Genomic DNA, 25420 nt, shown 5'->3' with positions numbered 1-25420 from the left:
TGGTGGAGCGGCAGGCGGTGGTCGGGTGGGTCAGCTGCAGGTGAGCCGGGGCGCCGCCCAGTCCGCGTGGTCGTAGTCGATGCCGTTGCCGCCGTCGGTGACGACGAGCTTCAGCGTCTGGCCGCCGGTCAGGTCGGCGGTGAGTTTCCGGGCGGCGTCCGCCGTGGTCACCACGCCGCTGTCGGCGACCTTGGTGGTGTCCCGGTAGATCTGGAAGGCGACTGCCCCGGTGAAGGCGCTCTCGTCGTCGACGCCGACGTCCACCGTCAGGCCGGTGCACCTGCCGCCTAGGTGGTAGGTCACCGTGCTGGGTGCGTGGACGCCCAGGCCCTTGGCGTACGTCGTGCCGCCCACGGTCAGCGTCCTGCCGTCGCCGGCCGCCCGCTCGCCGTTGCTCCGGTCCTTCTCCACCGGGCCCCAGCCGCTGCTCACACCGGTCCAGGGCAGGTCGGACAGGTGGGAGGTGCCGGCGGGCGGGAGGGGTGCCGGCCCCGGGGTGATCCGGTACACGACGGTGGCGTGCGGGGCGACCGAGGCGCTGATCGTGCCGCTGGTGTTGGTCGAGACGGCCTTGGTCCACAGCTCCTTGAGCGCGTAGGGGCCGCGGTTCCCGATGCCGAGGGCGTCGGTCGTGGCGGAGATCGTGGCGACCTGGCCGGTCTCGTTGGTCAGGGAGAGCGCCCGGTCGCCGTTCGCCAGCTCCTTGGCCATCACCACCAGGCCGCCCGAGGCGGAGACCACCGTGCCCTGTTTGCCGAGGCCGTCCTGGTCCAGGGCGATGACATCGGGGTTCGAGAGGATGTCGAAGGTCTCGGGCGTCGCCTTGCGCAGGTCGCTGCCGATCAGCAGCGGCGCCGCCATCATCGACCAGAGGGTGAAGTGGGTGCGGTACTCGGTGGCGGTCATCCCGCCGTTGCCGACCTCCAGCATGTCGGGGTCGTTCCACTGGCCGGGGCCCGCGTACGGCGCGAGCGGCTGGTTCTTGTGCGCGATGGAGATCATCGAGGACCAGCTGTCGCCGATGTCGCCGGTGGTGCGCCACAGGTGGCCGACGCTCGGTGCCCAGGTCCAGGGCTGGTTCTGGCCCCACTCGCACAGTGAGAAGACGATGGGGCGGCCGGTCTTCCTCAGCGCGTTCGCCATGTCCGTGTACCGCTTCTTCGCGTCCACGCCCTGGTTGTTGCAGTTGTCGTACTTGAGGTAGTCGACGCCGAAGGAGGCGAAGAGGCCGGCGTCCTGCTGTTCGTGGCCGAGGCCGCCGGGGAAGCCCGCGGTGTCGCAGGTCCTGGTTCCGGCGCTGGTGTAGATGCCGAACTTCAGGCCCTTGGCGTGCACGTAGTCCGCGAGGGCCTTGATGCCGCCGGGGAAGCGGACCGGGTCGGCGACCAGGTTGCCCGAGGCGTCGCGGTTCGGCAGGGCCCAGCAGTCGTCGAGGTTGACGTACTGGTAGCCGGCGGCCTTGAGGCCCTTCGCGACGAAGAGGTCGGCGATGCCCTTGACCATCGTCTCGTTGAACTCGGCCCGGCAGTGGGTGGAGTTCCAGTTGTTGAACCCCATGGGCGGGGTCAGTGCCTGGCCGTCGGCCACGGCGGCAGCGGGGGCCGCGCCCGCGACCACCGCCGCACCGGCCAGCGCGGCGGCCCCCGCCGCCGGGGCCAGTAAGGGCAGGGCCGTGAGGGCCGCCGTCAGGCAGCGGGCGACGGCGCTTCGTAAACAGTGCACAGACGGCTCCTGGGGGAGTGGGGCCCGGAGTTCCGGGAGAGCGTGTGCGGAAATGCGCCTTGACAGTGCGTCGGTTCCCGCAGAACCCCTCAGGAACGAACGGACTCCAACGGGAAGGCCCACATCACACGGCAGCCGCAGGAACATGTCAAGAGAGCGGATTCCGTCAATCCGCTGCCCGATCGGCGGTCGCTGCTCCCAACTGCGCTTTTGCCGAAGTCTGTTGACTTCTGTTTGATCCGTCAGGATGCTTCTGCTGACCGGGGACACCGGTGCCCCAGGAGAGGAACGCCGTATGGCCGATCCCGGCAGTCTGCTGGCCCATCAGCGCCGCGCCCTCATCCTCGAAGAGGTCCGCCGGCGGGGCGGGGTGCGCGTCAACGAGCTGACCCGCTCCCTGAACGTCTCCGACATGACGATCCGCCGCGACCTGGACGTCCTCGACCGCGAGGGCCTGCTGCGCAAGGTGCACGGCGGCGCGGTGCTCGGCGACGAGGCCAGCAGCCACGAGCCCGGGTTCGAGGCCAAGTCGGAATGGGAGACGGCGGCGAAGCAGGCGATAGCCAAGGCTGCGGCCGCCCTCGTCGCACCGGGCTCGGCCATCGCCCTGTCGGCCGGGACCACGACCCACGCGCTGGCCCGGGAGCTCACGGAGATCACCGACCTCACGGTGGTCACCAACTCGGTCCGCACGGCCGAGGTCTTCGAGGCCGCCCGCCGGACCGGGGGTGCGGGCAGCACCGCGACCGTCATCCTGACCGGCGGCATCCGCACCCCGTCGGACGCCCTCGTGGGGCCCATCGCGGACCAGGCCATCCGGTCCCTGCACGTGGACCTGCTCTTCCTCGGCTGCCACGGTCTGGGCACCGCCACCGGGCTGACCACACCCAACCTCGCCGAGGCGGAGACCAACCGGGCCTTCCTCCGCTCGGCACGGCGCACCGCGCTCCTCGCCGACCACACCAAGTGGTCGACCGTGGGGCTCACCACCTTCGCGGCGCTGGACGAGGTCGACGTCCTGGTCACCGACGCCCTCCCGCAGGAGGAGGCCGCCGCGGTCACCGAACGGGTCGGCGAAGTGCTGCTGGCTGCCGGGCCCGGCCAGGAGCGCCCGTGGTGAGGAAAACCCGCACGACCCTGTCCGACGGGCGGGCGCTGATCTACTACGAGGCGGAGGCAGAAGCCGGGGCCGGCGCCGCGGAGACCCTGCGCGGCCACGCCGACTCCCGCGGCCTGCCGCCGATCGCCACGGTCGCCGAGCGGCGCCACGACCGGCTCCTCGACGAGTGGGTGGTGATCGCCTCACACCGCCAGGGCCGCACCCATCTGCCCCCCGCCGACCAGTGCCCGCTCTGCCCGTCGGCCCCGGGCCGGCCCACCGAGATCCCGGCCCCCGACTACCAGGTCGCCGTCTTCGAGAACCGCTTCCCCGCCCTGGCCGGACCGGGCGGGGGCCGCTGCGAGGTCGTCTGTTTCAGTCCCGACCACGAGGCCTCGTACGCGGACCTCGGCCCGGCACAGGTCCGTACGGTCATCGACACCCTGGCCGACCGCACCGCCGAACTGGCCGAACTCCCCGGCGTGGAACAGGTCTACTGCTTCGAGAACCGGGGTCCCGAGATCGGCGTCACGCTCACCCACCCGCACGGCCAGGTCTACGCACTGCCCGTCCTCACCCCGCGCACCCGGCGCATGCTGGACACCGTCGCCCGCCACCGCCGGGCCACCGGCCGCAACCTCTTCGACGAGGTCCGCGACGAGTCACTGGCCGACGGCCGCCGGGTGGTGGCCTCGGGGGAGCACTGGAGCGCCTTCGTGCCGGAGGCCGCGCGCTGGCCGTACGAGGTGCACGTCTATCCGCACCGGCGCGTCCCGGACCTGCCCGCCCTGACCGAGGCCGAGCGGGCCGAGCTGGCCGGCCTCCACCTCGACCTGCTCGGCCGCTTCGACCGGCTCTTCCCCACGCCGGCCCCGTACATCTCGGCCTGGCACCAGGCCCCCGTACACACCGGCCGGGAGCTGTACGCACTCCACCTGGAGCTGTTCACCACCCGACGGGCGGCCGACAAGCTCAAGCACCTGGCCGGGACCGAGTCCGGGATGGGCCAGTTCATCAACGACATCGCACCCGAGCGGGCGGCCGCGGTGCTGCGCGAGGTGTGACGGCCGCCGGTTGACGGTCGTGGCGGGCGCGCGCCGCGTTCTGCCCCGCAACCGAGCAGCGGGTCTGCGCCGCCCCGGGTGTCAGGCGTCCTTCTCCATGGTCGGGCGCAACCGCTCCAGCAGGGCGTAGAGCGTCGTGCTCTCGGTCTCGTCGAGGGTGTCCAGGGCGCCGTGCGTGGCCTGCATCTCCTCGCGGACGCGCCGGATGATCTCGCGGCCCGCGTCCGTCGCCACGACGTTCTTGACGCGGCGGTCGGCGGGGTCGGGCTCGCGCCGCACCAGCTCACGCGCCTCCAGGCGGTCCACGATCCCGGTGACGTTCGACGCGTCGCACACCAGGAGGGTGGCGAGGCCGCGCATCGGCAGCGGGCCGTTGAGCTGGGCGAGGACCCGGGCCTGTGTGGAGGTGAGGCCGTAGTGGGCCGCCGCGGCCGCGAAATCGCGCCACTGGGCGGTTCCGATCGCGGCGAGCAGCTCAAGGAGCTGGAGCTTGGTGGGGGTGTGGGGGGCGGTGGCGCTCATGCTTCGAGCGTACTCAAGATGGTGGACATTATCAATTGTTTACTTGACTACCTTAACTATTGACGTCTACCGTCTACGGAGTTACTTGATGACATCAAACATCTGTGATCTGAAGCACTAAGAAGGTCCTGTCAGACATGAGCACCGCCGCCCCCACCCCCGCCGAGGCCAAGCCCAGGAACGAGACGGTCATCGTCTTCGCCCTGAGCCTTGCCGCCATGGTCGTGTCGATGATGCAGACGCTGCCGGTCCCGATCCTGGGCCTCATCCGCACCGATCTGGGCACCTCGACCGCCAACGTGAGCTGGGTGACCACCGCCACGCTGCTGTCCGCCGCCGTCTTCACCCCGCTGCTCGGCCGCTTCGGCGACCAGCACGGCAAGAAGCCCACGCTGGTGGCCGTCCTCGGCGTCATGGTCGTCGGTTCCGTCATCGCCGCCGTCGCGACCTCGCTCCCGCTGCTCATCCTGGGCCGCGTCCTGCAGGGTGCCGCCACGGCGATCTTCCCGCTCGCCCTCTCGGTGCTGCGCGAGGAAGTCCGCCCGCAGAAGCTCCCCGGCGCGATGGCCCTGGTCAGCGGCACCCTCGCGTTCGGCAGCGGCCTCGCGCTCGTGGCCACCGGCCTGCTCACCTCCGGCTCGGACGCCGACTACCGCAACGCCTTCTGGATGGCGACCGGCTTCGCGACCGTCGCCCTGCTCGCCGTCGCCTTCCTCGTCCCCGCGACCCGGCACAAGACCGGCGGCCGCACCGACTTCCTCGGCGCGCTGACCCTCGGCATCACCCTCCTGCTGCTCCTGCTCCCCATCTCCCAGGGCCACGAGTGGGGCTGGACCTCCGCCCGTACGCTGGGCAGCTTCGCCGGCGCCGCCGTGATGACCGCCGTCTGGGTGCTGGTCGAGCGCAAGGTGAGCGAGCCCCTCGTCGACATGAAGATGTTCGTCCACCGCCCGGTGCTCATGGCCAACCTGGCCGGCATCCTCGTCGGCTTCGGCATGTTCGCGAACTTCCTGGGCGTCTCGTACCTCGTCCAGATGCCGGAGAAGCTCACGGGCTACGGCTTCGACGCGTCCATCCTGCGGGCCTCCGTGCAGTTCCTGCTGCCCGGCGCGATCGTCTCGCTGCTCGCCTCGCCCGTCGGCGGTCAGCTGGTCCGCCACCGCGGCCCGCGCGTGGCCCTCGCCCTCGCCGCCGCGCTCGGCGCCGCGGGCTTCGGCTGGCTCGCGCTCGACCACGGCCACACCTTCTCGGTGATCGGCGCCGGCCTGATCGTCGGCGCGGCCGTCAGCTTCGGCTACGCGGCCATGCCCGCCGTGATCATGGCGAGCGTCCCGCACCACCAGAGCGGCATCGCCAACGGCATCAACTCGATCTCCCGCTCCACCGGCAGCGCGATCGGCAGTGCCATCGTCACCACGATCCTGGCGTCGAAGACCATCGAGCACCTGCCCGCCGGCGTCCCGGCCCTGCCCGCCGAGTCCGGATTCACCCTCACCTTCTGGATCGGGGCCGTCGCCTTCGCCCTGGTCGCGGTCATCAGCTGGCTCGGCCTGCGCGGGGCGCACGGACCGCGCACCGTCGAGGCGAGCGTGCCCGCCGCCGCGAAGGCGACGGAGCCGGAGCCGGCCGAAACCGTCTGATCCGCCCACCTGTCGAGGGGACGGCACCGTTCGCGGATGCCGTCCCCTCGTCTGCGTTGCCGGGGCTGGCCCTACCCGGGGCCGAGGGGGCAGAGCCGCCCCGGGCATCCGCATCCGGAAACGTAGGAACCGGTACATACCGCTGGTTTTCCAACGTTTCCTCAGTTGGCCCGCACGTGAGCAGACACGGCAGAGGTTTCGTCCTTCCGGGCGGCAGCGCGGCGGCCGGCGCAGGACCGTGCCGACCTGACCACCGGGTCCGGCGCCCGCACCCCGCAGGACGCAGGGGATCAGGCGGCCCGGGCGAAGGCGCGCAGGTCCTCGTTGAGCCGGTCCGCGTGGGTCGCGAACAGCCCGTGGCCGGCGGACGCGTACACGTGCAGCCGCGCGCCCGGGATCAGCTCGGCCGCGCGGCGGCCGGTCAGGTCCAGCGGGGCGGATGCGTCATCCGAGCCGTGGACCACCAGCACCGGGCAGTCGATCTTCACCAGCTCCGGTACGAGGTTCAGCTCGGGCACCAAGTCGCCCAGGGCCGCGCCCGCCCGCGCCGTCGCCCCCTGGCAGCGCCCCACCATGTACGCCACGTACGCGTCCGACACCTCGGGGCCCGGCAGGTGGCGGGCGAAGAACGCGTCGGCACCGTCGGCGAAGAACTGCGCGCGGTCGTTGCGGAAGGCCGTGTTGACCGCGTGGACGGCCTCCGGGTCCAGCCCTTCGGGGTGGTCCGCCGAGCGGGCCGGCCCGGGGGCAAGCCCGGCGACGAGGACCAGGCGCGCCACCCGCTCGGTACCGCGCAGGGTCAGGTGCCGGACCGCCTCGGCGGTGCCGATCGAATGGCCGACCAGCGTGACGTCCCGCAGATCCAGGTGGTCGAGCAGCGCGCCCAGGTCCCCGGCGAGAGTGTCCAGGTCGAACCCGCCCCAGACGTCCTCGGACCTGCCGTGCCCCCGGCGGTCGAAGCCCACGCACCGGAAGCCCTCGGCGGCCAGCGGCAGCATCTGGTACTCCCACATCTCCGTACCGAAGTACGAGCTGTTGACGAACGCGAGGACGGGCCCGTCCGCCGGCCCGTAGTCCACGAAGTGGAGGCGGGTTCCGTCGGTGCTGCTCTCGAAGTACGGCATGGCGGTGGTCCCTTCGGGAAGTGGCTGTCCGTTACGCCACCCATCCTCGGTTCGCGCCCCCGCCGGGTCGATTACCTCCGACGTCATGCCGAGGACCGCCGTTCGGGCGGCTCTCGCTCCTGCAGGGCGTCAACCACGGCAACGGCAAGGCGGTGGTGTCCTTTCGGTACGGGACGACGCTCGCGCTCACCTCCCGGCGCCACCGCAGGACCCACCGACGTCACCGTCGGATTCAGCCGGCCGTGCACCACGGCGGAGGGGCCGCGCCCCGGTCAGTGCCGCCGGCCGGAACGGCAGTTCGACAGCAGGGCCGCCCCGGTCGGGGCGGCCCTGTCTCAGATGTCGATGTGCCCCATCAGGCCGCGCTGGTAGTCGTACTGGGCCCGGCGGATCTCGGCGGCGGTGTTCATGACGAACGGGCCGCTGCGGGCCACCGGCTCACCGATCGGCTCGCCCGCCAGGACCAGCACCTCCGCCGCCTCGCCGGGGGCCTCGACCGTGAACCGCTCCGCGTCCCGGCCGAGGATCGCGAGGTGGCCGTCGGGGAGCTCGGCGTCGGGGGTGGCGGCGGTCCCGGACAGCACGTACAGCATGGCGTTGTGCCCGGCCGGGACGGCGAACTCGGCGCGGCCGCCGGCCGTGAGGCGGGCGTGTACGACGAGCACCGGGGTGTGGGTCTCGAAGGGGCCGGTCACGCCGTGGGTGGTGCCCGTGATCACGGTCAGCTCGGCGCCGCCGTCCTCGGTGGTGATCCTGGGGATGTCACCGGGGGCGGAGCCGTACTGGACGCGCGGCGGCGTCGCCTTCAGCCGGGCCGGCAGGTTCACCCAGATCTGCAGCAGGTGCTGCGGGCCGCCGTCGGCGAGCAGTTCGGGGGTGGGGCGGGCGAGGTGGACGAGCCCCGACCCGGCGGTGAGCCACTGCACCTCGCCGGGGTTCATGACGCGCTTGTGCCCCTCGGAATCGATGTCCTCCATCGCGCCTTCGATGACGTACTGGATGGTCTCGAATCCGCGGTGCGGGTGCGGCGGCGCACCCTTGGCCTCACCCGGACCGAGCACGTGCGGACCGACCTGGTCGACCATCAGGAAGGGGTCGACCAGCGGCAGTTCCGGCTGCGGGAAGGGCCGGCGGACCGGGAAGCCCTCGCCCTCGAACGTGTGGAAGGGGCGGACGACGCGGGTGGTGGAGCGCACGGCGGCGGTGGTGATGTCCATGCACCGAATGAACGGCACGGCCGATTCCACTGTCAACGCGGTCCCGTTTGGCTGTCAGGTCGTACCGCCGGCTCCGGCCAACCGTGGGCCGGCCGGCCGCCCGCCACCCGCCGTCGCGCCCCCTCGGTGACGCAGCCGGTGCGGGCGCCGGCGTCAGCGCCTTCGGGCGCGGGCGCGGCGCAGCAGCACGCCGGCGGCGGCGCCGGCCAGGGCGATCACGGCCACACCCGCCGTGGTCCACCAGACGGTGCGGTCCTCGCTCTCGCCGGCCGGAGCCGGGGCTGCGGACGAGATGTTCGCGGGCGACGGGCTCTGCGCGGCGGCCGGGGACGCCGACGGCACCGGCGTGGCGGACGGGGCGGCTGCGCTCGGCGTGGCGGCGGACGGCGCCGGGTCGACCACCGGGACGGCGATTTCCTTTTCGGCGTGCCCGAGGGAGGGGAACCCCACGTCGACGGTGACCTTCCAGGTGCCGGGCGGCAGCACCTCGGCGGTGCTCCAGCCGGTGCGCGTCCCGGCGTCGCGGACCAGCCGCCAGGGCCCCATCGAGCGGGAGCCGTCGGGGCTGGTCGAGTTCACCGTGGCGGCGACCGCTTCCTCGATGGCGTCCCCGTCGTTCTCCCAGGTGATCTCGGTGGCGACGTGGCCTTCCCGCTGCCCGGTGATCACGACCTTGACGGTGTCGCCGTGGGCGTGGGCTGCCGTGGGCACGGCCAGGGCCTGGGCGAGGAACAGGAACAGGAAGCCGAGGCCGGTGCGGATCGGAAAGGCGCGTCTGGTACGCATCGTTGGGTGCTCCTGGTGCGGTGCGGGAGATGAAGGGTGCCGGTGGACGGCCGCGCAGGGCGGCCGTCCACCGGCGGAAGTGCGGGTCGGTCTCCGGAAGGTCAGGCGGCCTTCTGGACCGTCCACACCTGGGCCGGGCGGCCGTCCGCGGGCTGGAGGTCGAGCAGCCAGTCCCCGTAGTACGGGCGGTTGCTCACGGTCAGGGCGTAGCCGCCGCTGGAGTCCGTGACGCTCACACCGCCGCCGCGGGCCGACAGCTTCCACTGCTGCGCGGAGCCGTTGCCGCACGGCTGCTGGGCGATCCACATGCCGGCCGCCGGGGCGCCGCCCGTCTGCAGGCACTTGCCGGAGACCGCGGACTTGATGCGGACGAGCCCGCTGCCCGCGTCCTCGAAGAGCCACTGCTGCTGGGCGTAGCCGTTGGCGCGGCCGCCGACGAGCACCGTGCCGTCGGCGCTGCGGCCGCCCCACAGCTCGGCGGCCATGCCGGTGCTGCCGTTGCCGAGCGTGTAGCGGGTGCCGGGGGCGGTGGTGCCGCCCGCGCCGGTCGTACGGAAGGTGGTGGTCTTGCCGGCTCCGCTGTCACGGCCCGAGGCGTCGCGGACGGAGACGGCGACCTTGTACTCCGTACCGGGCTGGAGGTTGTAGATGCGCAGGGCCTGGGACTGGACCCAGGTCAGGTGCTTGCCGTTCAGCAGGACCTGGTACCAGGCGGCACCGTCGACCTTCGGCCAGCTCACCACGACGGAGTTCGACTGGATCTGAGCGGCCGTCACCTTGGGGCCGCCGGTGGTCTTGGTCGGCGTCGGCGTGGGCTGCTTGGTCGGCGTCGGGGTGGGCTTGGGGTTCGGACCGGGGTTCGTTCCGTCGCCACCGTTGGCCTTCATCAGGAACTGGTTGTTCGCGATGTTCCAGTGCGTGGCGAGGTAGCTGCCCGCCTTGGGGTTGGTGTGGAAGTAGTCGTCGTGGTTGCAGTCCAGGATGTTCTCGGCAGCCTGGTTGGAGCACATGATGCGCATCTGCGGGTAGTACGGGGTGTCCGAGTAGCACATGACGTCGTATTCGTCCGTGCAGTGGGCGCCGCGGCTGGTGTTGGGGGCGCTGTTGTTGACCGCGCCCAGGTTGTGGCCGAGTTCGTGCGCCGCGGTGTGGCCGCCCCAGCAGCCGGAGTCCGTACGGCCGTAGGAGGGGCCGAAGTTGCTCTGGTTGTCCTGGCCGGGACGCTCGTCGCCGGCGAAGGTGCCGATGCCGCAGTAGACCTGGGTGTCCGCGAAGATCATGTACTTGCGGTCGCGGCGGTTGAGGCCCTTGTCGGCGAGCGCGTTGTTGGTCGCGCTGAACTCGGAGAGCGCGGAGGCCGGGAGCTCGATGTTGAGCACCGTCGGCGTGCAGTCCGCGGCCGTGACGAAGCGGATGTGGCGGATGCCGCCGGTCTCCTGGGCGCTCGTCGAGTAGATGAGGTCGGCGTCGGCCGCCCACTTGCGGAACGAGGCGACGTACTCGGAGTACCGGTCGCGGTCGGAGCCGTGTACGTACACGACCTGGACGCGGTTGCCGGTGCTGCCGTCACCGTCGCACTGGACGGTCTGGCCGGCGGGACCGGTGGCGACGGCCTGGTTGCCGCCGGACGCGGCGGGCTTGGGCGCCGCGGAAGGGGCGGCCTTGGCGGACTGGGCGTCGGCGGCGGGCGCGTCCTGAGGACGCCCGTTGCCTTCTGCTGCTGCGGCCGCTTCGCCGGCCTCGGGCTTCGCCGGGTCGGCGGCCGGGGCCTTCGTCTTGACGACGGGGGCGACGTCGGCCTTGATGTCGACGTCCTTGGGCGGGGCGTCGGGGCCGTGCGTGCAGAGCCCGGCCTCCGTGCGGTAGACGCCGACGCAACGGTCGCCCTTCGGCGCAGCCTTGAGGCCGTCGAAGACCAGGCCCTTGGCGGTCTCGTTGGCGGGCTCGCCCACGATGGGCGCCGGCTCCGCGTCATGGGCCGGTGCGGCGGCCTGCACGATGGTGTCCGCGGCCGCTTCGGCCTCTGCGGACGTCCCTGCCTGGGCGTTGTCCCCGAGCCCGGAGTAGGCGAGGCCCCCCGCGATCACCGCCGCCGTGGCCATGGCGGCGGTGAGGAGTATCAACCGACGCGGTTTGCGCCGGTGTTCGCGCTGCTTCCTGCGATGTCTAGTCATGCGCACCTCAAATCCTTGGTCGGAGGAGTGGGTTCGCGGAAGCCTGCCAGACGAGCGCGGTGGAGAATTCGGACAAACGGGAATGGCCCGCGAGATATCAGACTGTTACCTGCAGGTTGTATTTGATGAACAGTCAATTGTCCTGTGACATACGGCAGTTACGCGCGTAGGCCGTTAATGGTCCAGGCCTTTTCGGCGATGTCGTTATCAAATCGAGATATGGGGTGGACCCTTGTTGACGGCAATTCAGTCGGGGATTCACCTAATTACTACCTGCCGAATTCCCCTCGTCACGAGCGGTGAGGAATCCTCCCCTCCGCCCGCTGATGATGCCCGCCAGGGTCAGCGCGAGCCCACAGATCTGTCGGAAGGTGAGCGTCTCTCCGGCGATCGCCGTGCCCAACAGGACGCCCGTGACCGGGTTCAGCAGCCCCAGCAGCCCGACCGCCGCGGCCGGCAGGTGTCGCAGGCCGGCGAACCAGGCGGCGAAGGCCAGCGCCGTCGCGACGGCCGTGACGTAAGCGAATCCGAGCAGCGCCGGACCGTCGAGGGCCGGCGGTTTCCCCTCCACGGCGACGGCGAGCGGCAGCAGCAGGAGCCCGCCGCCCGTCAACTGCCATGCGGTCGAGGCGAGCACCTCGACCCGCGCGCTCCACCGCTTGGCGAGGACGTAGCCGAGCGAGGACATCGCCATGGCGGCCACGGAGGCCAGGACGCCGAGGAAGTCCATCGGCACGGTCCCGGTGAGCAGCATCAGGGACACCCCTGCCACGCCGAGGCAGGCGCCGGCCAACTGGCGCGCCCCGGGCCGCTCGGCGATCAGCGCCCAGGCGAACAGCATCATCACCAGCGGCGCCGTCGCCATGACGGTCGACGCCGCGCTGGTGGGCAGCCGCTGCGCGGAGACGTAGACCAGTGCGAAGAACCCGCCCATGTTGAGGAAGCCGAGCAGCAGGGACTTCCACCACCAGGATCCGCCGGGCAGCTTCCGGCGGGCGGCCAGGAGCAGCAGGCCGGCCGGCAGCGCCCGGAAGACCGCTCCGTACAGCGGTTGGCCGGCGGGCAGGAACTCCCGGGTGACGTAGTAGTTGGTGCCCCATGCGATCGGTGCGACCGCCGTGACCAGCGGCCACCGTAGATTAGCTTCCATGGAAGACATAATAGCTTCCGTGGAAGCTATACTGGTGCGGTGAAGCAGCGATCGAAGGAACCGCAGGAAGACCAGGGGCCCCGGGGGGTGCGGCAGGAAGGCCCGGTGGCACCCGCCGACCATGTCGCCCGCATCCAGGCCGAGTGGGCCCGTGAGCGCCCGGACGTCGACGTCGCCCCGCAGGGCGTGATCGGGCGGCTGCACCGGCTCGGCCTGCTGCTGACGGACCGCCTCTGCCTCGTCTACCGCCGCTACGGCCTGAGCGAGGGGGAGTTCGACGTGCTGGCGGCCCTGCGCCGCGCGGGCGAACCGTACGAGCGGGCGCCCGGCGAACTGGCGGTGCACACCATGGTGACGACGGGCGCGATGACCAAGCGGATCGACCGGCTCGAACGGGACGGCCTCGTCGCGCGCCGGCGTTCGGCCGCCGACGGCCGGGGGCGCGTGGTCGCGCTCACCCCGGCGGGGCGCGAGCTGATCGACCGTGCGTTCACCGAGCACATGGAGAACGAGCGGAGCCTGCTCGAAGGCCTGACCCCGCACCAGGCCGCACAATTGGAGTCGCTGCTCACCGCCTGGCTGGCCCGGGTCGAGCCGCCGCCCGCGCCCTGAGCCGGGAAGCAGGGGGCCGGGGTGTCACCGGCGGCCGCCGAGCTTGACCCACTTCGCGATGCTCGGGACCCCCTTCCCGTCGAGCAGGAACAGCATGTAGTACCCCGGCGGGGCGTCCGCCGCACTCGGCGGTGTCCGGAGGCCGATCGCGGTGCCGCGCACGCCGGTGACCGGGAGTTCCAGATGGCGCTGGCTGGTGTTCACCGCATGGGTGACGGTGGTCGGCGCCAGGAGAACCGCGCGGGTGACCTTCGCCGCCGTGGAACTGCGCACCTCGAAGGCCGCCCCGTAGTCCAGCTCGCCCCCGGGCACCCGGTCCAGCGCCGGCCGGCCGCCCCGGTGCAGGTACGCGGGCTCGTAGAGCTCGATGCTGCCGTCCATCTCGTCCCCGATGTCGGGGTCGTTGGCGATCTGCTGGAGCTCGTCACCGGTGACCACGATTCGGCCGTCCGGGAGCACCAGGGCGTTGGAGTGGTAGCCGCGGGGCAGCCGCTGCACCGGTCCCGGCCCCCAGTGGCCCTGCGCATCGCGCAGTTCGATCTGCCGGTACTTGAGATCGGCCTGCGGGTTGAACGGCCCGTGCCCGTAGTCACGGGTGTCCAGGGCGCCGTTGACCGTGAGCAGTGTGCCGTCCGGCAGGATCAGCGTGTCGTCCTGCGTGCGGCCGAAGGCCCGCGGCTCCTCGGTGGTCCACCGGCCGCCGGACAGCCGGTAGGTGTTCGGGTCGCGCGGATCGCCGCCGAGCACCAGCACGGAGTCGGGGCCGCGGAACCCGGCCGGCAGCGGCACGGCCGAGCCGTAGCCGCGGAAGTCGGCGGGCCGCCGGGGCAGATCGGTCCGGGTCTCCTTGACCGGGTCGAACAGCCACTGCTGATCGGCGTCGCGGCCGAGACCGTAGATCATGCCGTCGCGCAGCGAGAACAGCTGCGGATAGTCGTTGCGGAACGGGGCATCCGCCCGCAGCCGCTCCGCGGCCAGGCCGACCGGGATGTCGTACGTCCGCCAGGGCACGGGATGGCGCAGTGCGGGGAAGCGCTCCACGACCGGGGTCGGCGTGCCCGTACCGCGCTCGGACTGGCCGGACATGATGATCTGGCGCCCGTCCGCGCCCGTCACGGCCGACGGGTACCAGCGCCCCACGGACATGTCCTGGTTGCGGAACCAGCTCTCGGTCCACGGGTCGAACACGAAGGACAGCTTGGCGCCGCTGCCGCCCTTGCCGCCGGTGTTGCCGCCGAACACGCCGACCATGCCGTTGGGCAGGAAGGCGTGCCCCGCACAGAAGAACGGGGCCGGGCGCGGGGTGTTCGTACCGTCGGGCATCAGGATGGTCGGGGGCTCCACCTTCTTGAACGCCCGCGCCCCGGTGCCCTTGGCCGGGTCCCACAGGAAGGCGCGGCCCGCGTTGGTCCGGCCGATCCGGTTGGTGGGCCCGGTCTCCTTGGTGGGGTTGACCTCCACGCGCTCGAACGAGAAGAGCAGCACCTTGCCCGTGGGCAGCAGGGCGGTGTGGACGCCGAAGTCGGGGGAGGGGAAGAAGTCCGTGAACCGGCCGGACAGGGCTGCGGAGAAGGCGGCGTTGGCCTGCTGCTGTGAGGCGGTGAGGGAGGCCAGGCTCGCGGTGCGCTTCGACTGCGGGTAATCCTCGGGGCCGCTCAGGGCGGCCCGCCGTTGCGCGTGGGCGCGGGCGTGCTCCTCGCCGAGGATGGCGGCCTCGTCGGCGTCCGCCTCGACCCGGACGGCGTCGTCGCCGGTGTGCCGGCGCCCCGGCGGGGATTCGTGCCGGGGAGCCGTCGCCATTGTTTTCGCTGTGGCCGCGGACCTGGCCGCGGCGGACGGAGCGGCGGCCAGGGGGCCCAGCGCGCCCAGGGCGGCGGCCGCGGCCGCGCAGGCGGTCAGCACGGCGGACCGCCGTACCAGCGGACCGGGCATGGGCTCTCCTCCGTCGACGGGGAGCCCATGATATGAGAAATGCCGGATTTGATAGGGAATGACGTGAGTGGGGCGGGTGAAGTGGTGTGCCGCGTGGGCCGTTCGGCCGTCCGATCTGGACTGCCGAATCGTTTCTCCGGTGAACCGGGTCGTCCGACCGGGTGAGGCGGAGTACCCGCCGGCGCTCGGCGGCTATCCATGGCGACGTGATCAAGTCACCTCGCACCGCTCGCACCGCACTGACCGCCGTCGCCGTGACCGGATGCCTCGTCACGCTCTCCCCCTCGGCCACCGCCACCGCCACCGCCGCGCCCCCCGGCCGGGTGGCCGTCGACGTCGCCTCGGTCAACGGCTCGGGTTGCCGTCCCGGCAGCGCCACCGTCGCCGTTGCCCCCGACAACTCGGCCTTCACCGTCACCTACAGCGAGTACCTGGCCTCCGTCGGCGGGGACAGCCTCGCCACCGCAGGCCGCAAGAACTGCCTCCTCTCCCTCCTCGTGCACGTCCCGCAGGGCTACACCTATGCGGTGTCCCACGTCGACTACCGGGGCTATGCCCAGCTGGAGGAGGGGGCGGTCGGCACGCAGAAGGCCAGTTACTACTTCCAGGGCATGAGTCAGACCGCCAACCGGACCCACCAGTTCCATGGTGCGCTCGAAGACAACTGGCAGGTGACCGACACCACCGGCATCGAGGCCCTCGTCTTCGCCCCCTGCGGCGAGCAGCGCAACTTCAACATCAACACCGAGCTGCGCGCGGAGGTGGGGACCTCCGACAAGACCAAGACCAGCTACATGACGGTGGACTCCACGGACGGCAGCATCAGCACGGTGTACCACTTCTCCTGGAAGCAGTGCCCGGTCCGCCGCTGAGTCGGCAGGTCCCGGGACGCCCCGGGCGGCGGTGGCGGTGATCCGCCCCGCCGCTCACGGGCGCCCGGCACCTACGAGGCCTCTGCCGCCCCGGCCCGGTAGCGGCCCGGTGTCGTTCCGAACTCCCTGCTGAAGGCGTGCGAGAAGGCGTATGGCGTGCCGTAACCGACCCGGCGCGCGATCGCGGCCAGCGGGTCCGGGGTGTCCCGTAGCAAGGTGGCGGCGTACGTCAACCGCCACCACGTGAGGTACGCCATCGGCGGGCGCCCCACCAGCGCGGTGAACCGGCGCGCCAGCGTGGGCCGGGAGACACCCGCCGCTGCCGCCAGCCGGTCGTTGGTCCAGGGCGCGGCCGGGTCCGAGTGCAGTGCCCGCAGGGCGGCGGCCGCGACCGGGTCGCCCAGCACGGCCGACCAGGCTCCGCCCGAGCCCTCGGCCATCCAGGAGCGGATCATGTAGACGAGCAGGAGGTCGAGCAGGCTCGGGACCGCGATGCAGGCCCCCGGCCGCTGCTCGCTCAGCTCGCCGCCCAGCAGCGTGATCGCCGCACGCAGTTCGGGGTACGAGCCGACCCGGTTCGGCAGGTGGACCACCTTCGGCAGCTCCAGCATGAGCGGGTGGACGCGGCTGCGGTCGAGCCGGTACTTGCCGCACAGCATCTCCACCCGGCCGGAGACGGCCGCGGCGCTCCCCGGCAGCATCCCGTCCGGCCGGAGCTCGAACGGCACCGCCCGCGCCACGGTCGCCGCGTCGGCGGGGGAATCGGCGATGACGTGCCCCGTGCCGTGCGGCAGCAGAACGGCGTCGCCGGCGCCGAGGGAGACCGGTGCCCCGCCCCCGTCGGGCAGCAGCCAGCAGCTGCCCTCCAGTACCACGTGGAAGCCGGCGCCGTCGTACGGGGCGAAGCGCGCGCACCAACTCCCGTTCACCCTCACCCGGTTGGAGGAGGGCTGCCCGATCCGTACGGCCGCGATGGCGTCGCTCACCACATCCATGGGGCCAGGGAAGCCGTATACCTCGGGGATGAGCCGACTGCGTATTCACATGAGCCGGGCGGGCATTGAGAGGCTCAGCCACCCTTTCTAGGCTCGACGACATGAAGAGCGAGAGCAGGCAGAGCATCATGCTGGGCGACGTCGAGGTCACCCGGGTCATCGAGTGGCACGGGCCGTTGGGGCCCACGAACGGCCTCGTGCCGGGGGTTGGGGCCGAAGTGTGGAAGGAGAACGAGGACTGGCTGTCGCCGGACCACTGGGAGACGGACACCGACCGGGCGGTCCTCGCCCTGCAGACCTGGGTCCTGCGCAGCGCCGGGAAGACCGTCCTGGTCGACACGGGAGTGGGCAACGGGCGGGAGCGGCCCGGTTCGCCGCTGTTCCACCAAAGGCAGGGTGATTTCCTCGGGGAACTGGCGCGGGCGGGAGTCCGCCCGGAGGACGTCGACATCGTCGTGAACACCCACATCCACGGCGACCACGTCGGCTGGAACACCGTCGCCGCGGACGGCGGTTGGGTGCAGGCCTTCCCCAACGCCCAGTACCTCGTACCGGCAGCGGACGACCACCACTTCGGGCCGGTGAACGCGTACGGCGGCGCGGTCCGGGAAGACGACCGGCGAGCCCGCTTGCAACAGCTGCTTCTGCCTGGACCCTGCGCAGGCCGCCGCCAGCCGCCGCCGGATCCTCGAACGCGCCGCCGACGAGGCGGAGTTGCTCGTACCCGCCCACTTCGGCGGCACGGGCGCGGTCGAAGTCCGCCGCCAGGGGCAGGAGTTCGGCCTCGGAGCGTGGGCGGGCTACTTCGACGTCGGGTAAGGGGTCGCGGGGGAGTGCGGCATCGACGGGCCCGGCACCGGGCGGGGCCGGGCCGCGGCCAACCGCAGGATCCTCAGGGCGAGCTGGACCTCCAGGGCCCCGGCGGGGCTGTTCCAGTCCTCGCCCAGGATCTGCCGGACCCGGTCCAGCCGCTGCACCACGGTGTTGACGTGCAGGTGGAGGGCGTCCTTCGTACGGGCCAGGCTGGCGCCCTGCGCGAAGTACGCCTCCAGCGTGCGGATCAGTTCGGTCCCGCGCTGCGTGTCGTACGCGATGACCGGCCCCAGTACCCGCTCGACGTACGCGCCCACGTCCGCCCGGTCGCCGAGGAGCACCCCGAGGAACCCGAGGTCGGGCAGGCCGGCCCCGTCGCCGGTGTGGCCGAGGGCGTGCAGGGCTTCGAGGCAGCGCAGCGCCTCGGCGTACGTGCCCGGCAGCCCGTCCGGGCCGGCGGCGGGCCCGGCGGAGCCCGCGGTGACCGGCGTGCCCAGGGCCTGGCCGAGCTCGGCGGCGAGCGCCCGGGCGAGCGGGCCCGGGCTGTCCGTCGGGGCGAGGAGGACGACGTGGCCCTGGTGCAGCCCGGCCAGCCCGTCGCGGGCCCTCGCGTGGCGGGCGGCCTCCGTCGCCAGCCGGGACCGCAGCGCGGCGTCGCAGTGCAGCACCACGAGGGCGTGCGGGCGGGTGAGGTCGACCCCGAGTTTGCGGGCCCGGAGGGTCTGGCTGCCGGTGTCGCGGACACGGCCGGGCGCCGCCGGAGCGAGCAGGTCGCCGAGGAGTTCGCCGCGGACCCGGTCCTCGGCGTGGGCGATGGAGCGGCGCAGCAGGAGCAGGAGCGCCGTCACCAGGCCGGCGCGTTCGAACAGCCGCCGCTCGCTGTCGGGCAGGTCGCCGCGCCCGCCGAGGGTGATACTGCCCAGCAGCTCCGGCCCGGCCAGCACGGCGCATACCCAGACGCCGTCCGCCGCGACCGCCCGGCCGCCGGAGCGCGACGCGTCCAGGGCGGGGGCCGGGGGGACGACCGGATCCGGGCCGACCCGCGCGAGCTCGGCGCCGTCGGCATCGTGCACGACCAGGCTGCCGCCCAGCAGGGCGGCGACCTCCCGGGCGACGTCGGCCACGTCGCCGCCGCGCAGGACGAGGCGGGTGAGGCGGTCGTGCGTCTCGGCGGCGAGCCGCACCGCCTCGCTCCGGGCACGGGCGGTCTCGGTGGCGACGCCGAGTTCCACGAGGGCGGCGCGGGTCTCTTCGAGCAGCCGGGCACTGTCGATGGCCACCGCGGCGTGGTCGGCGAGGGAGGAGAGGAGCGCGACCGCGTCGGGGGCGAAGTCGCGGACCGCCCGGTCCGCGGCGTACAGCACCCCGATCACCCGGGTCCCGACGCGCAACGGAACGCCGAGGATGCCGCGCAGGCCCTCCTCGCGGACCCCGTTGTCGATGGTGTCCGTGTGCCGGAAGCGGTCGTCGGTGCGGTAGTCGGCGCTGGCGTACGGGCGGGCGGTCTGGGCGACCAGACCGCCGAGCCCTTCGCCCATGCCGAGCCGCAGCTGCTGGAAGGCGGCCGACACCGAGCCGTCGGTGACGCGCATGAACGTATCGCCGACGGCCGGGTCGTTGAGGGTCATGTACGCGATATCGGTGCCCAGCAGCATGCGGGCCCGGTGGACGATGGCCCGCAGCACCGCGTCCAGGTCGCGCAGGGCGGCGAGGTCGCCGGCCGTGTCGAACAGGGCCGTGAGCTCGGCCTCCCGCCGCCGGTGCTGGTCGAGGGTGCGCCGGATGTCCAGCGCCACCCGCGTGGCCTCCTCCACGAGGGCCTGCTCGGCGGGGCCCGCCCCGGCGGCCCGGGCGTCCCCGGCGGGCCGGGTGAACTGCTCGACCGGCGCGCCGCGGCGCAGCAGTTCGAGCAGCTCCCGCAGGGCGGTTGCCGGCTGGCCGGGGGCTGATTCCTTCGCGGAGGTCATGGCGGCATTCTCCCGTGGCCGGCCGGGTACCGTCAGGCCGGATCCGCGGCGGCCGGAAGCGGAGCCGTCCGGTCGGCGGAGGCTGCGGGGGTGTGACCCGGATACGGCCCCAACAGGCCATGGGATGATCTTGGTCTAGTCGGCCTCGGCGAGCGCGCGGTAGAGCGAGGCGACGGACGGGTTCCTGCCGGCGTTCACGCAGGAGTTTTCGAAGAGCTCGGTCAAGTCTGGCGACATCTGTGGCAGGGGCTCGGGGCTGATGGCCGATCACGTCGTACTGGTGCGACTCGTACCTACTGTCGTCTCCTTTTCGTTCTTGTTCGGGCCGCCGCCCTTCCGGCGAGCCGGTCATCGTCTCGACCGGCCCCGGCTCGGTGCGTCGGTCGGGGCTGCGGCCGCCACCGGGTGCCAACGCTTGACCGCAGCGGACGGCCCCAGCCCCATGCGCGGATCGCAGAAGAGGACGGTCCGGTCGTCGCCTCAGTGCCCGTCGCGGACCACCGCCAACCCGCCGACCCGGGTCGTGATGCCCGCCGGCCCGCGTCGGGCCGAAGCGAGCACGCTGGCCGGTCGACCGAGGGTGTCGCCCTGCTCCACCTCGATCGCGACCGTCTGCGCCCCTGTCGTGTCGAGCAGGTGGGCGGCCAGGCAGCCGGTGCTGTTGGCGTTGGCGACGTCCTCGTCGACACCGATCGCCGGCGCGAACATCCGCGCCGCACCCGGTCGGTCGCCCACCGGCGGTACGTACACGAAACAGCCGAGGAGCCCGTACCGCCGGCACGCCGCTGTCAGCCTGCCGAGGTGTGGGCGGACCCGGAGCAGCGCCGACCGGTCGTGGACCGGTACCAGCATGCGTGGTGCGCCGGGCGCGGCGATCCGTGGCGCGTCGGTCGGATGCGGATCGTCCGCGGTGAGCCCGAGCGCGGTGACGATCGCGGCGCGCTCGTCCGGTGCCGGGTGACGCAGCGCGACGAGGCCCTGGTCGAACCACACCTCGATGCCGGCGGGACGGCGGATCGCGACGGTGTCGAACGTGCGCCCGCCGGTGTGTTGGCGGTCGTTCAGCTCGCCCAGCGCGGTGCGGGTCAACCGGACGGCCTGCGCGGCAACAGTGCCGTGGCCGCAGCCGGACAGTTCGGCGGTGGCGGTGAAGAACCGGACCGGCCGGCCACCGTCCGGCGCCCGCCCCGGGCCGAGGAACGCCGCGTGCGAGGTGCCGGCCGCAGCAGCGACCGCACGCCGGTCCGCGTCCGTCGCCGCCGGGTCGTCGTCGGTGACGGCCGTGGGGCTACCGCCCCGGCCGTCGCGCCGCACGCACGCATCAACCACCGTGACATCCGGCCAGGACACCGGTCAGTCGATGCCTTCGACGATGCGGAAGTCGCGCTCGACGCCGTCGGAGAGGGCGACCAGCGCCTCCTGGTAGGCCGCACTCTCGCGCACCGCGACGGCCTGCTCGAAGCTGTCGAACTCGATCAGGACGGTGCGCTCGGCGATTCCGGCGTCATGCGCCACGACCCGACCGCCACGGACGAGGACCCGACCGCCCCCGGCCTCGACGGCCAGGCGAGCCAGCTTGTTGTAAGCAGCCAGCTTCTCAGGATCTGAAATCGTGCGGTAGATGCTGACCCAGTAGCCCTTGGGCATGGAACCTCCAGTGTTGGGATGAGTGCATCTGACTTACGGGTTGGTCTCGGACGAGCGTCGGCGGGCGAGAGCGAGGCTTGTCAGCGTCGTGATCACCATGGCGCCGATGCCGACCAGCGCCGCGGTGTCATGCGCGCGAGCAGTGCGCCGGCCTGGTAGGTGTACGGCGGTTCCAGCAGGGCTGTCCGCGACATCTGCTCTCCTGTCGAGTTCGTTTCGAAATCAGAAACGCCGGGTGGATGCTAGTGTTTCGAATAAAGAAACGCAAGGAGGGCCATGCCGACGCCACGCCCAGGAGCACCGGTTCGTGGATCGACGACTGGCCGTCCCCTCATGGCCGCGATGGACCTGTTCGGCCGTCGGTGGGCGCTGCGAATTCTCTGGGAACTGCGTGCGGGTCCGCTCGGCGCCCGCGCGCTGCTGGCACGGTGCGAAGGGCTGTCATCCAGCGTCCTCTACCAGCGGCTCCGCGAACTCGCATCGAGCGGGATCATCGCGCCCTCGGCCGATGGCTACGAGCTCACTCGGCTGGGGACAGCACTCGGTCACGCCCTCCGTCCGCTCGACGAATGGGCGATCACCTGGGCGCAGGAGCAAGAACACAACGATCAGGAGCCCACGGAGACGTGAAGGCCACCCCGACCAGGTGGAGCGGTGATCTGACGGCCGCCGACTCGGGACACGGGCTCACGCGGCCTGCGAGAAACCCTCGGTCGCTGACGATGATCAGACCCTCGTTGTCGGGGTAGCCGGCATCCGCTGCCGCCGCCGCGGCGGTCAGCCGGTCCTGCAGCTGCCGCAGGAAGCTCGCCGCGTCATACGACATCTCCTCGCCCGGCTCCACCAGGCCGACCTCGACCAGATAAGCGGGCAGTTTCGCCTCCACGACGTTCATGGGGAGCAGCTGGTCGTTCCAGTCGGCGTGCTCCTCGGAGCCGGCCACGGCCACATCTCCGGTCCGCAGCGCTTCGGCGAGGGCGTGGAAGACCATCGCCTCGAAGTGGCGCCGTACGAAGCGGCCGGGCCGGTTCTTGTCCCGGCTCGCCTTCTGCCAGTCCTTCGTCGCGAAGGAGACGTCGAGCTCCTTGCCCTCCGCGTTGGTGTCGGGGATGAAGTCCCGGGTGAGCTTGTGCCGCCGCGCGTGTTCCAGCGCGTCCAGGACCTTCGTGTCGTCGGTGGTGGACACCAGCTCCACGAGCTTGGTGAAGTCGTACATCACCGCCCGGTCCTTGCGTAGGTGCCCGTACAGCAGCACCTCCCAGTAGTCGCCGTGGTGCGCGGAGACCTTCTCGATCTGCTCGTACTGCCCATCGAACCCGCCAAAGCCGTCCACCGCCCGCAGCACCGCCGGCAGCCCACCGGCCTGCGTCGTCACCGCGGCGGCCAGCTGACCTGCCTTGGCTTTCGCCTGCTGGGCGGGACCGTCGGCATCGACGTGCTGCAACAGCGTGCGGTGGTTGACGATCAGCGCCGGATACGCGGTCCGCTCAATCGAGGTCACAGCCCACTACCCCGGCCCCAGACGACAGCCCAACGTCACCATCAACGACGCTGGGCTGAACGGGTGACGGTGGCGCCCCCTCACGCCGCCAAGATCATCCCATGGCCTGTTTGGAGCGTATCTGGGTCACACCCCCGGGGGGCCCGGTTCGGGCCCGGGTCAGATCGCGGCCCCGGGTCTCCTGGGCGAAGGCGACGGTGAGGGTGGTCACCACGGCGGCCGCACAGAGGTAGAGGGATACGGGAACGGAGGAGCCGTAGTCCTTGAGGAGCTCGACGGCGATGACGGGCGCCAGCGCTCCGGCGACGATCGAGGCGAGCTGCGAGCCCATTGAGGCGCCGGAGTAGCGGACGTCGGTGTCGAACATCTCGGAGATGAAGGCCGCTTGGGGGCCGTACATGGCGCCGTGCAGGAGCAGCCCGGCGGTGACGGCCACGGTGATGACGGCGAAGGACTCCGTGTCGACCAGCGCAAAGAACCCGAACGCCCAGAGGGCCATGCCGGCCGAGCCGATCAGCGTCACCGGGCGTCGGCCGATCCGGTCCGAGAGTGCGCCCCAGGCCGGGATGGCGGCGAAGTGGACGGCCGAGCCGATCAGGACGGCGTTGAGCGCGGTGCTCTTCGGCAGGCCGAGGTGGGAGGTGACGTACACCAGGAGGAAGGAGGTCAGGACGTAGTACGAGATGTTCTCGCCGAACCGGGTGCCGATGGCGGTCAGCACCTGGCGCCGGCTGTTGCGGAACACCTCGACGACGGGGGCCTTCTCCCGACGTCCCTGCCGGGCGGCCTGTGCGGCGAGGAAGACGGGGGACTCGGAGACCGAGAGGCGGATCCACAGTCCGACGATCACCAGGACGCCGGAGAGCAGGAAGGGGATGCGCCAGCCCCAGGCCAGGAACGCCGCATCGGACTGCACGCCGGCGAGGAGGGCGAGCACCCCGGTGGCCAGCAGGTTCCCGCCCGGCGCACCCGACTGCGGCCAGGAGGCCCAGAACCCGCGGTGCTCGGCCCCGCCGTGCTCGGAGACGATCAGCACGGCCCCGCCCCACTCGCCGCCGAGGGCGAAGCCCTGCACCAGCCGCAAGGCGGTGAGCAGCACGGGGGCCCCGACGCCGATGCTCGCGTACGTGGGCAGCAGCCCCATCGCGAAGGTGGCCCCGCCCATCATGAGCAGGCTGAGCACCAGCAGCTTCTTGCGCCCGGCCCTGTCCCCGAAGTGCCCGAACACCACGCCGCCGAGCGGGCGGGCGAGGAACCCGATGGCGTAGGTGATGAAGGCGATCAGCGTGCCGGTCAGCGGATCGCCGGTCGGAAAGAACAGCTTGTTGAACACCAGTGCGGCGGCAGTGCCGTAGAGAAAGAAGTCGTACCACTCGATGGTGGTCCCGACGAGGCTGGCGGCGACGACTCTCTTGATGCTGCCGGGGCTCGCTGACGGTGTGGCAGAGGCGGCCATGAGTACCACTTCCGGACTGGGGGCGGGGACGATTCCGTGTCGCCACACCATAGAAACGCCCAGGTCAACGGCACATGGTGCCGGTCGCCACACTTCCCGCGGGGAGGATGTGGGCGGCACCCATACCGCCACCCGACCCCCCCCGCCGAGGCTCCTCGAAACCTTCATCGGCCCAAAATCTGGCGCTGTCAAAAATGCCCGCCTTTGGTGCACTTTGACGACGCGTTGCTGATTCCCGTGCTGGTTCGGTGCTGACCAAAAGCCCACGTCATCCCACCTCGCATCCCTTCCCGTGCTGGTTTGGTGCTGACTACGCAGCGTTGAACCCCGACATCCGTGCCGAACAGGACTGCCAGAGCGCTCGCTTCGAGGTGGTCGACGATTGTGCAGCCATTCGGGGCCGTGCACGGTCCGCAGCGCCGTCTGCGCCAGTGCGAATGGGCATTTCTGGCCTGCGGCCGCGGCGACCGGCATTGCCAGCGCCGATGCGGTGTGGTGCGACCACTAAAGGTCAGCTGATCGCAGCCTGCAGATATCGATGTACCGGCTCGAAGAGCCCGTACGGAACATATGTCGGCAGCTCGGAGAAGGCGGCCCAGGCGACCTCGGCGATCTCAGCCGGTGCAGCAGCGCGTGCCGTACCAGCGATGACGTCGCAGGCGGCGTACGACATCAGGCGCCCGGTCACGGGATGGATCCGCTCGCCCAGCACGGCGACCACGGACACGTCCAGACCGGTCTCCTCTTTCGTCTCCCGCACTGCGGCCTCTTCCCATGGCTCGCCCGCTTCGACTTTGCCCGCCGGGAACTGCCACGAGAGGCTCCCCTCCGCGATCCGGCGGCGGACCAAGAGGACCCGGCCCTCGTGGACCACCACCGCGGCCGCCACCCTCACAGGCATTCCGCCGAGCCCACTGTCCATGCCGTCTCCCATCAAGGGTGCTGTTCACTCACCCCGTGCGGCGCCGGGATGCCATCGTCCTCGGCGCAATCTTCGCCCTGACTGGGTACAGCGGAAGGTCAAGCGCCATCCCGACGCCTAATGGGAGCTACGGAACCGGGGAATGCTCGGTTCCGTAGCCGCCGGTAGGTGAGCACTTTCGACGCCGGAGCCTTCGAGCTCTGAG

Annotated in this window: 21 protein-coding genes and 1 pseudogene; 7 read left to right on the top strand and 15 right to left on the bottom strand. The window is 71.7% G+C overall.

Going from position 1 to position 25420, the window contains the following annotated elements; translation table 11 throughout:
- Positions 1 to 30 precede the first annotated feature (30 nt).
- Positions 31 to 1557 (bottom strand): NPCBM/NEW2 domain-containing protein, encoded by a 1527-nt coding sequence (locus ABTY04_RS34520; protein WP_352217421.1) that lies wholly within the window; start codon positions 1555 to 1557, stop codon positions 31 to 33.
- A 460-nt stretch (positions 1558 to 2017) separates the two neighbouring features.
- Here ABTY04_RS34520 and ABTY04_RS34515 point away from each other — a divergent pair, with 460 nt between their 5' ends.
- Positions 2018 to 2842, top strand: a complete 825-nt coding sequence (locus ABTY04_RS34515) for a DeoR/GlpR family DNA-binding transcription regulator (RefSeq protein WP_352217395.1) — start codon at positions 2018 to 2020, stop codon at positions 2840 to 2842.
- Positions 2839 to 3885, top strand: a complete 1047-nt coding sequence (galT, locus tag ABTY04_RS34510) for a galactose-1-phosphate uridylyltransferase (protein WP_352217420.1) — start codon at positions 2839 to 2841, stop codon at positions 3883 to 3885. The genes ABTY04_RS34515 and galT overlap by 4 nt, the downstream gene beginning before the upstream one ends.
- An 81-nt stretch (positions 3886 to 3966) precedes the next feature.
- Here galT and ABTY04_RS34505 read toward each other — a convergent pair whose 3' ends face one another.
- On the bottom strand, positions 3967 to 4407 hold the full coding sequence (locus ABTY04_RS34505; RefSeq protein ID WP_352217394.1) for a MarR family winged helix-turn-helix transcriptional regulator: 441 nt from the start codon (positions 4405 to 4407) through the stop codon (positions 3967 to 3969).
- Between the two features lie 137 nt (positions 4408 to 4544).
- Here ABTY04_RS34505 and ABTY04_RS34500 point away from each other — a divergent pair, with 137 nt between their 5' ends.
- Positions 4545 to 6047 (top strand): MFS transporter, encoded by a 1503-nt coding sequence (locus tag ABTY04_RS34500; protein ID WP_352217393.1) that lies wholly within the window; start codon positions 4545 to 4547, stop codon positions 6045 to 6047.
- Positions 6048 to 6337: 290 nt separating this feature from the next.
- On the opposite strand, the gene ABTY04_RS34495 is transcribed toward ABTY04_RS34500, so the two are convergent.
- The 5 genes from ABTY04_RS34495 to ABTY04_RS34475 form a co-directional block, all read right to left on the bottom strand.
- On the bottom strand, positions 6338 to 7171 hold the full coding sequence (locus tag ABTY04_RS34495; protein ID WP_352217392.1) for an alpha/beta fold hydrolase: 834 nt from the start codon (positions 7169 to 7171) through the stop codon (positions 6338 to 6340).
- A gap of 335 nt (positions 7172 to 7506) precedes the next feature.
- The gene (locus ABTY04_RS34490) at positions 7507 to 8388 is read right to left on the bottom strand and encodes a pirin family protein (RefSeq protein WP_352217391.1); all 882 of its coding nucleotides are present in this window, start codon (positions 8386 to 8388) and stop codon (positions 7507 to 7509) included.
- Positions 8389 to 8541: 153 nt separating this feature from the next.
- Positions 8542 to 9174 carry a hypothetical protein gene (locus ABTY04_RS34485; RefSeq protein WP_352217390.1) on the bottom strand — a complete coding sequence of 211 codons (633 nt, stop codon included), beginning with the start codon at positions 9172 to 9174 and terminating at the stop codon, positions 8542 to 8544.
- Positions 9175 to 9275: 101 nt separating this feature from the next.
- Complete coding sequence (locus ABTY04_RS34480; protein WP_352217389.1) at positions 9276 to 11348, bottom strand: RICIN domain-containing protein; 2073 nt, start codon at positions 11346 to 11348, stop codon at positions 9276 to 9278.
- 262 nt (positions 11349 to 11610) lie between these two features.
- Entirely contained in the window at positions 11611 to 12498 is an 888-nt protein-coding gene (locus ABTY04_RS34475) for an EamA family transporter (protein ID WP_352217388.1), read from the bottom strand.
- 87 nt (positions 12499 to 12585) lie between these two features.
- On the opposite strand from ABTY04_RS34475, the gene ABTY04_RS34470 reads away from it, so the two are divergent.
- Entirely contained in the window at positions 12586 to 13110 is a 525-nt protein-coding gene (locus ABTY04_RS34470) for a MarR family winged helix-turn-helix transcriptional regulator (protein ID WP_502996778.1), read from the top strand.
- Positions 13111 to 13134: 24 nt separating this feature from the next.
- Here ABTY04_RS34470 and ABTY04_RS34465 read toward each other — a convergent pair whose 3' ends face one another.
- Positions 13135 to 15042, bottom strand: a complete 1908-nt coding sequence (locus ABTY04_RS34465) for a glyoxal oxidase (RefSeq protein ID WP_352217387.1) — start codon at positions 15040 to 15042, stop codon at positions 13135 to 13137.
- 206 nt (positions 15043 to 15248) lie between these two features.
- Here ABTY04_RS34465 and ABTY04_RS34460 point away from each other — a divergent pair, with 206 nt between their 5' ends.
- Entirely contained in the window at positions 15249 to 15914 is a 666-nt protein-coding gene (locus ABTY04_RS34460; RefSeq protein WP_502996777.1) for a DUF4360 domain-containing protein, read from the top strand.
- A gap of 71 nt (positions 15915 to 15985) precedes the next feature.
- On the opposite strand, the gene ABTY04_RS34455 is transcribed toward ABTY04_RS34460, so the two are convergent.
- Positions 15986 to 16909, bottom strand: a complete 924-nt coding sequence (locus tag ABTY04_RS34455; protein WP_352217386.1) for an AraC family transcriptional regulator — start codon at positions 16907 to 16909, stop codon at positions 15986 to 15988.
- A 101-nt stretch (positions 16910 to 17010) separates the two neighbouring features.
- Between ABTY04_RS34455 and ABTY04_RS34450 the strand changes: the two are divergent.
- Positions 17011 to 17728 (top strand): annotated as a pseudogene (locus tag ABTY04_RS34450) (MBL fold metallo-hydrolase).
- Here ABTY04_RS34450 and ABTY04_RS34445 read toward each other — a convergent pair.
- From ABTY04_RS34445 to ABTY04_RS34435, 3 genes are all read right to left on the bottom strand, one after another.
- Positions 17710 to 19689: a helix-turn-helix domain-containing protein gene (locus ABTY04_RS34445; protein WP_352217385.1), complete on the bottom strand. Its 1980-nt coding sequence runs from the start codon at positions 19687 to 19689 to the stop codon at positions 17710 to 17712. The pseudogene ABTY04_RS34450 and the gene ABTY04_RS34445 sit on opposite strands and share 19 nt — an antisense overlap.
- Positions 19690 to 20169: 480 nt before the next feature.
- A complete protein-coding gene (locus ABTY04_RS34440) occupies positions 20170 to 21039 on the bottom strand; it encodes a PhzF family phenazine biosynthesis protein (protein WP_352217384.1) in 870 nt (289 codons plus the stop codon).
- A 3-nt stretch (positions 21040 to 21042) separates the two neighbouring features.
- Positions 21043 to 21336, bottom strand: a complete 294-nt coding sequence (locus tag ABTY04_RS34435) for a DUF1330 domain-containing protein (protein ID WP_352217383.1) — start codon at positions 21334 to 21336, stop codon at positions 21043 to 21045.
- Between the two features lie 333 nt (positions 21337 to 21669).
- On the opposite strand from ABTY04_RS34435, the gene ABTY04_RS34430 reads away from it, so the two are divergent.
- The gene (locus tag ABTY04_RS34430; RefSeq protein ID WP_352217382.1) at positions 21670 to 21966 is read left to right on the top strand and encodes a winged helix-turn-helix transcriptional regulator; all 297 of its coding nucleotides are present in this window, start codon (positions 21670 to 21672) and stop codon (positions 21964 to 21966) included.
- Here ABTY04_RS34430 and ABTY04_RS34425 read toward each other — a convergent pair.
- The 3 genes from ABTY04_RS34425 to ABTY04_RS34415 all read right to left on the bottom strand — a co-directional run bounded on the left by ABTY04_RS34425 (position 21914) and on the right by ABTY04_RS34415 (position 25215).
- Complete coding sequence (locus ABTY04_RS34425) at positions 21914 to 22837, bottom strand: hypothetical protein (protein WP_352217381.1); 924 nt, start codon at positions 22835 to 22837, stop codon at positions 21914 to 21916. The genes ABTY04_RS34430 and ABTY04_RS34425 overlap by 53 nt on opposite strands.
- 94 nt (positions 22838 to 22931) lie before the next feature.
- Positions 22932 to 24293 (bottom strand): MFS transporter, encoded by a 1362-nt coding sequence (locus ABTY04_RS34420; RefSeq protein WP_352217380.1) that lies wholly within the window; start codon positions 24291 to 24293, stop codon positions 22932 to 22934.
- 511 nt (positions 24294 to 24804) lie between these two features.
- The gene (locus ABTY04_RS34415; protein WP_352217379.1) at positions 24805 to 25215 is read right to left on the bottom strand and encodes an NUDIX hydrolase; all 411 of its coding nucleotides are present in this window, start codon (positions 25213 to 25215) and stop codon (positions 24805 to 24807) included.
- Positions 25216 to 25420: the final 205 nt, after the last annotated feature.

The sequence above is a fragment of the Streptomyces sp. NPDC097981 genome (assembly GCF_040302565.1).
Lineage (GTDB): Bacteria > Actinomycetota > Actinomycetes > Streptomycetales > Streptomycetaceae > Streptomyces.
This window is presented reverse-complemented; position numbering and strand designations above follow the sequence as displayed.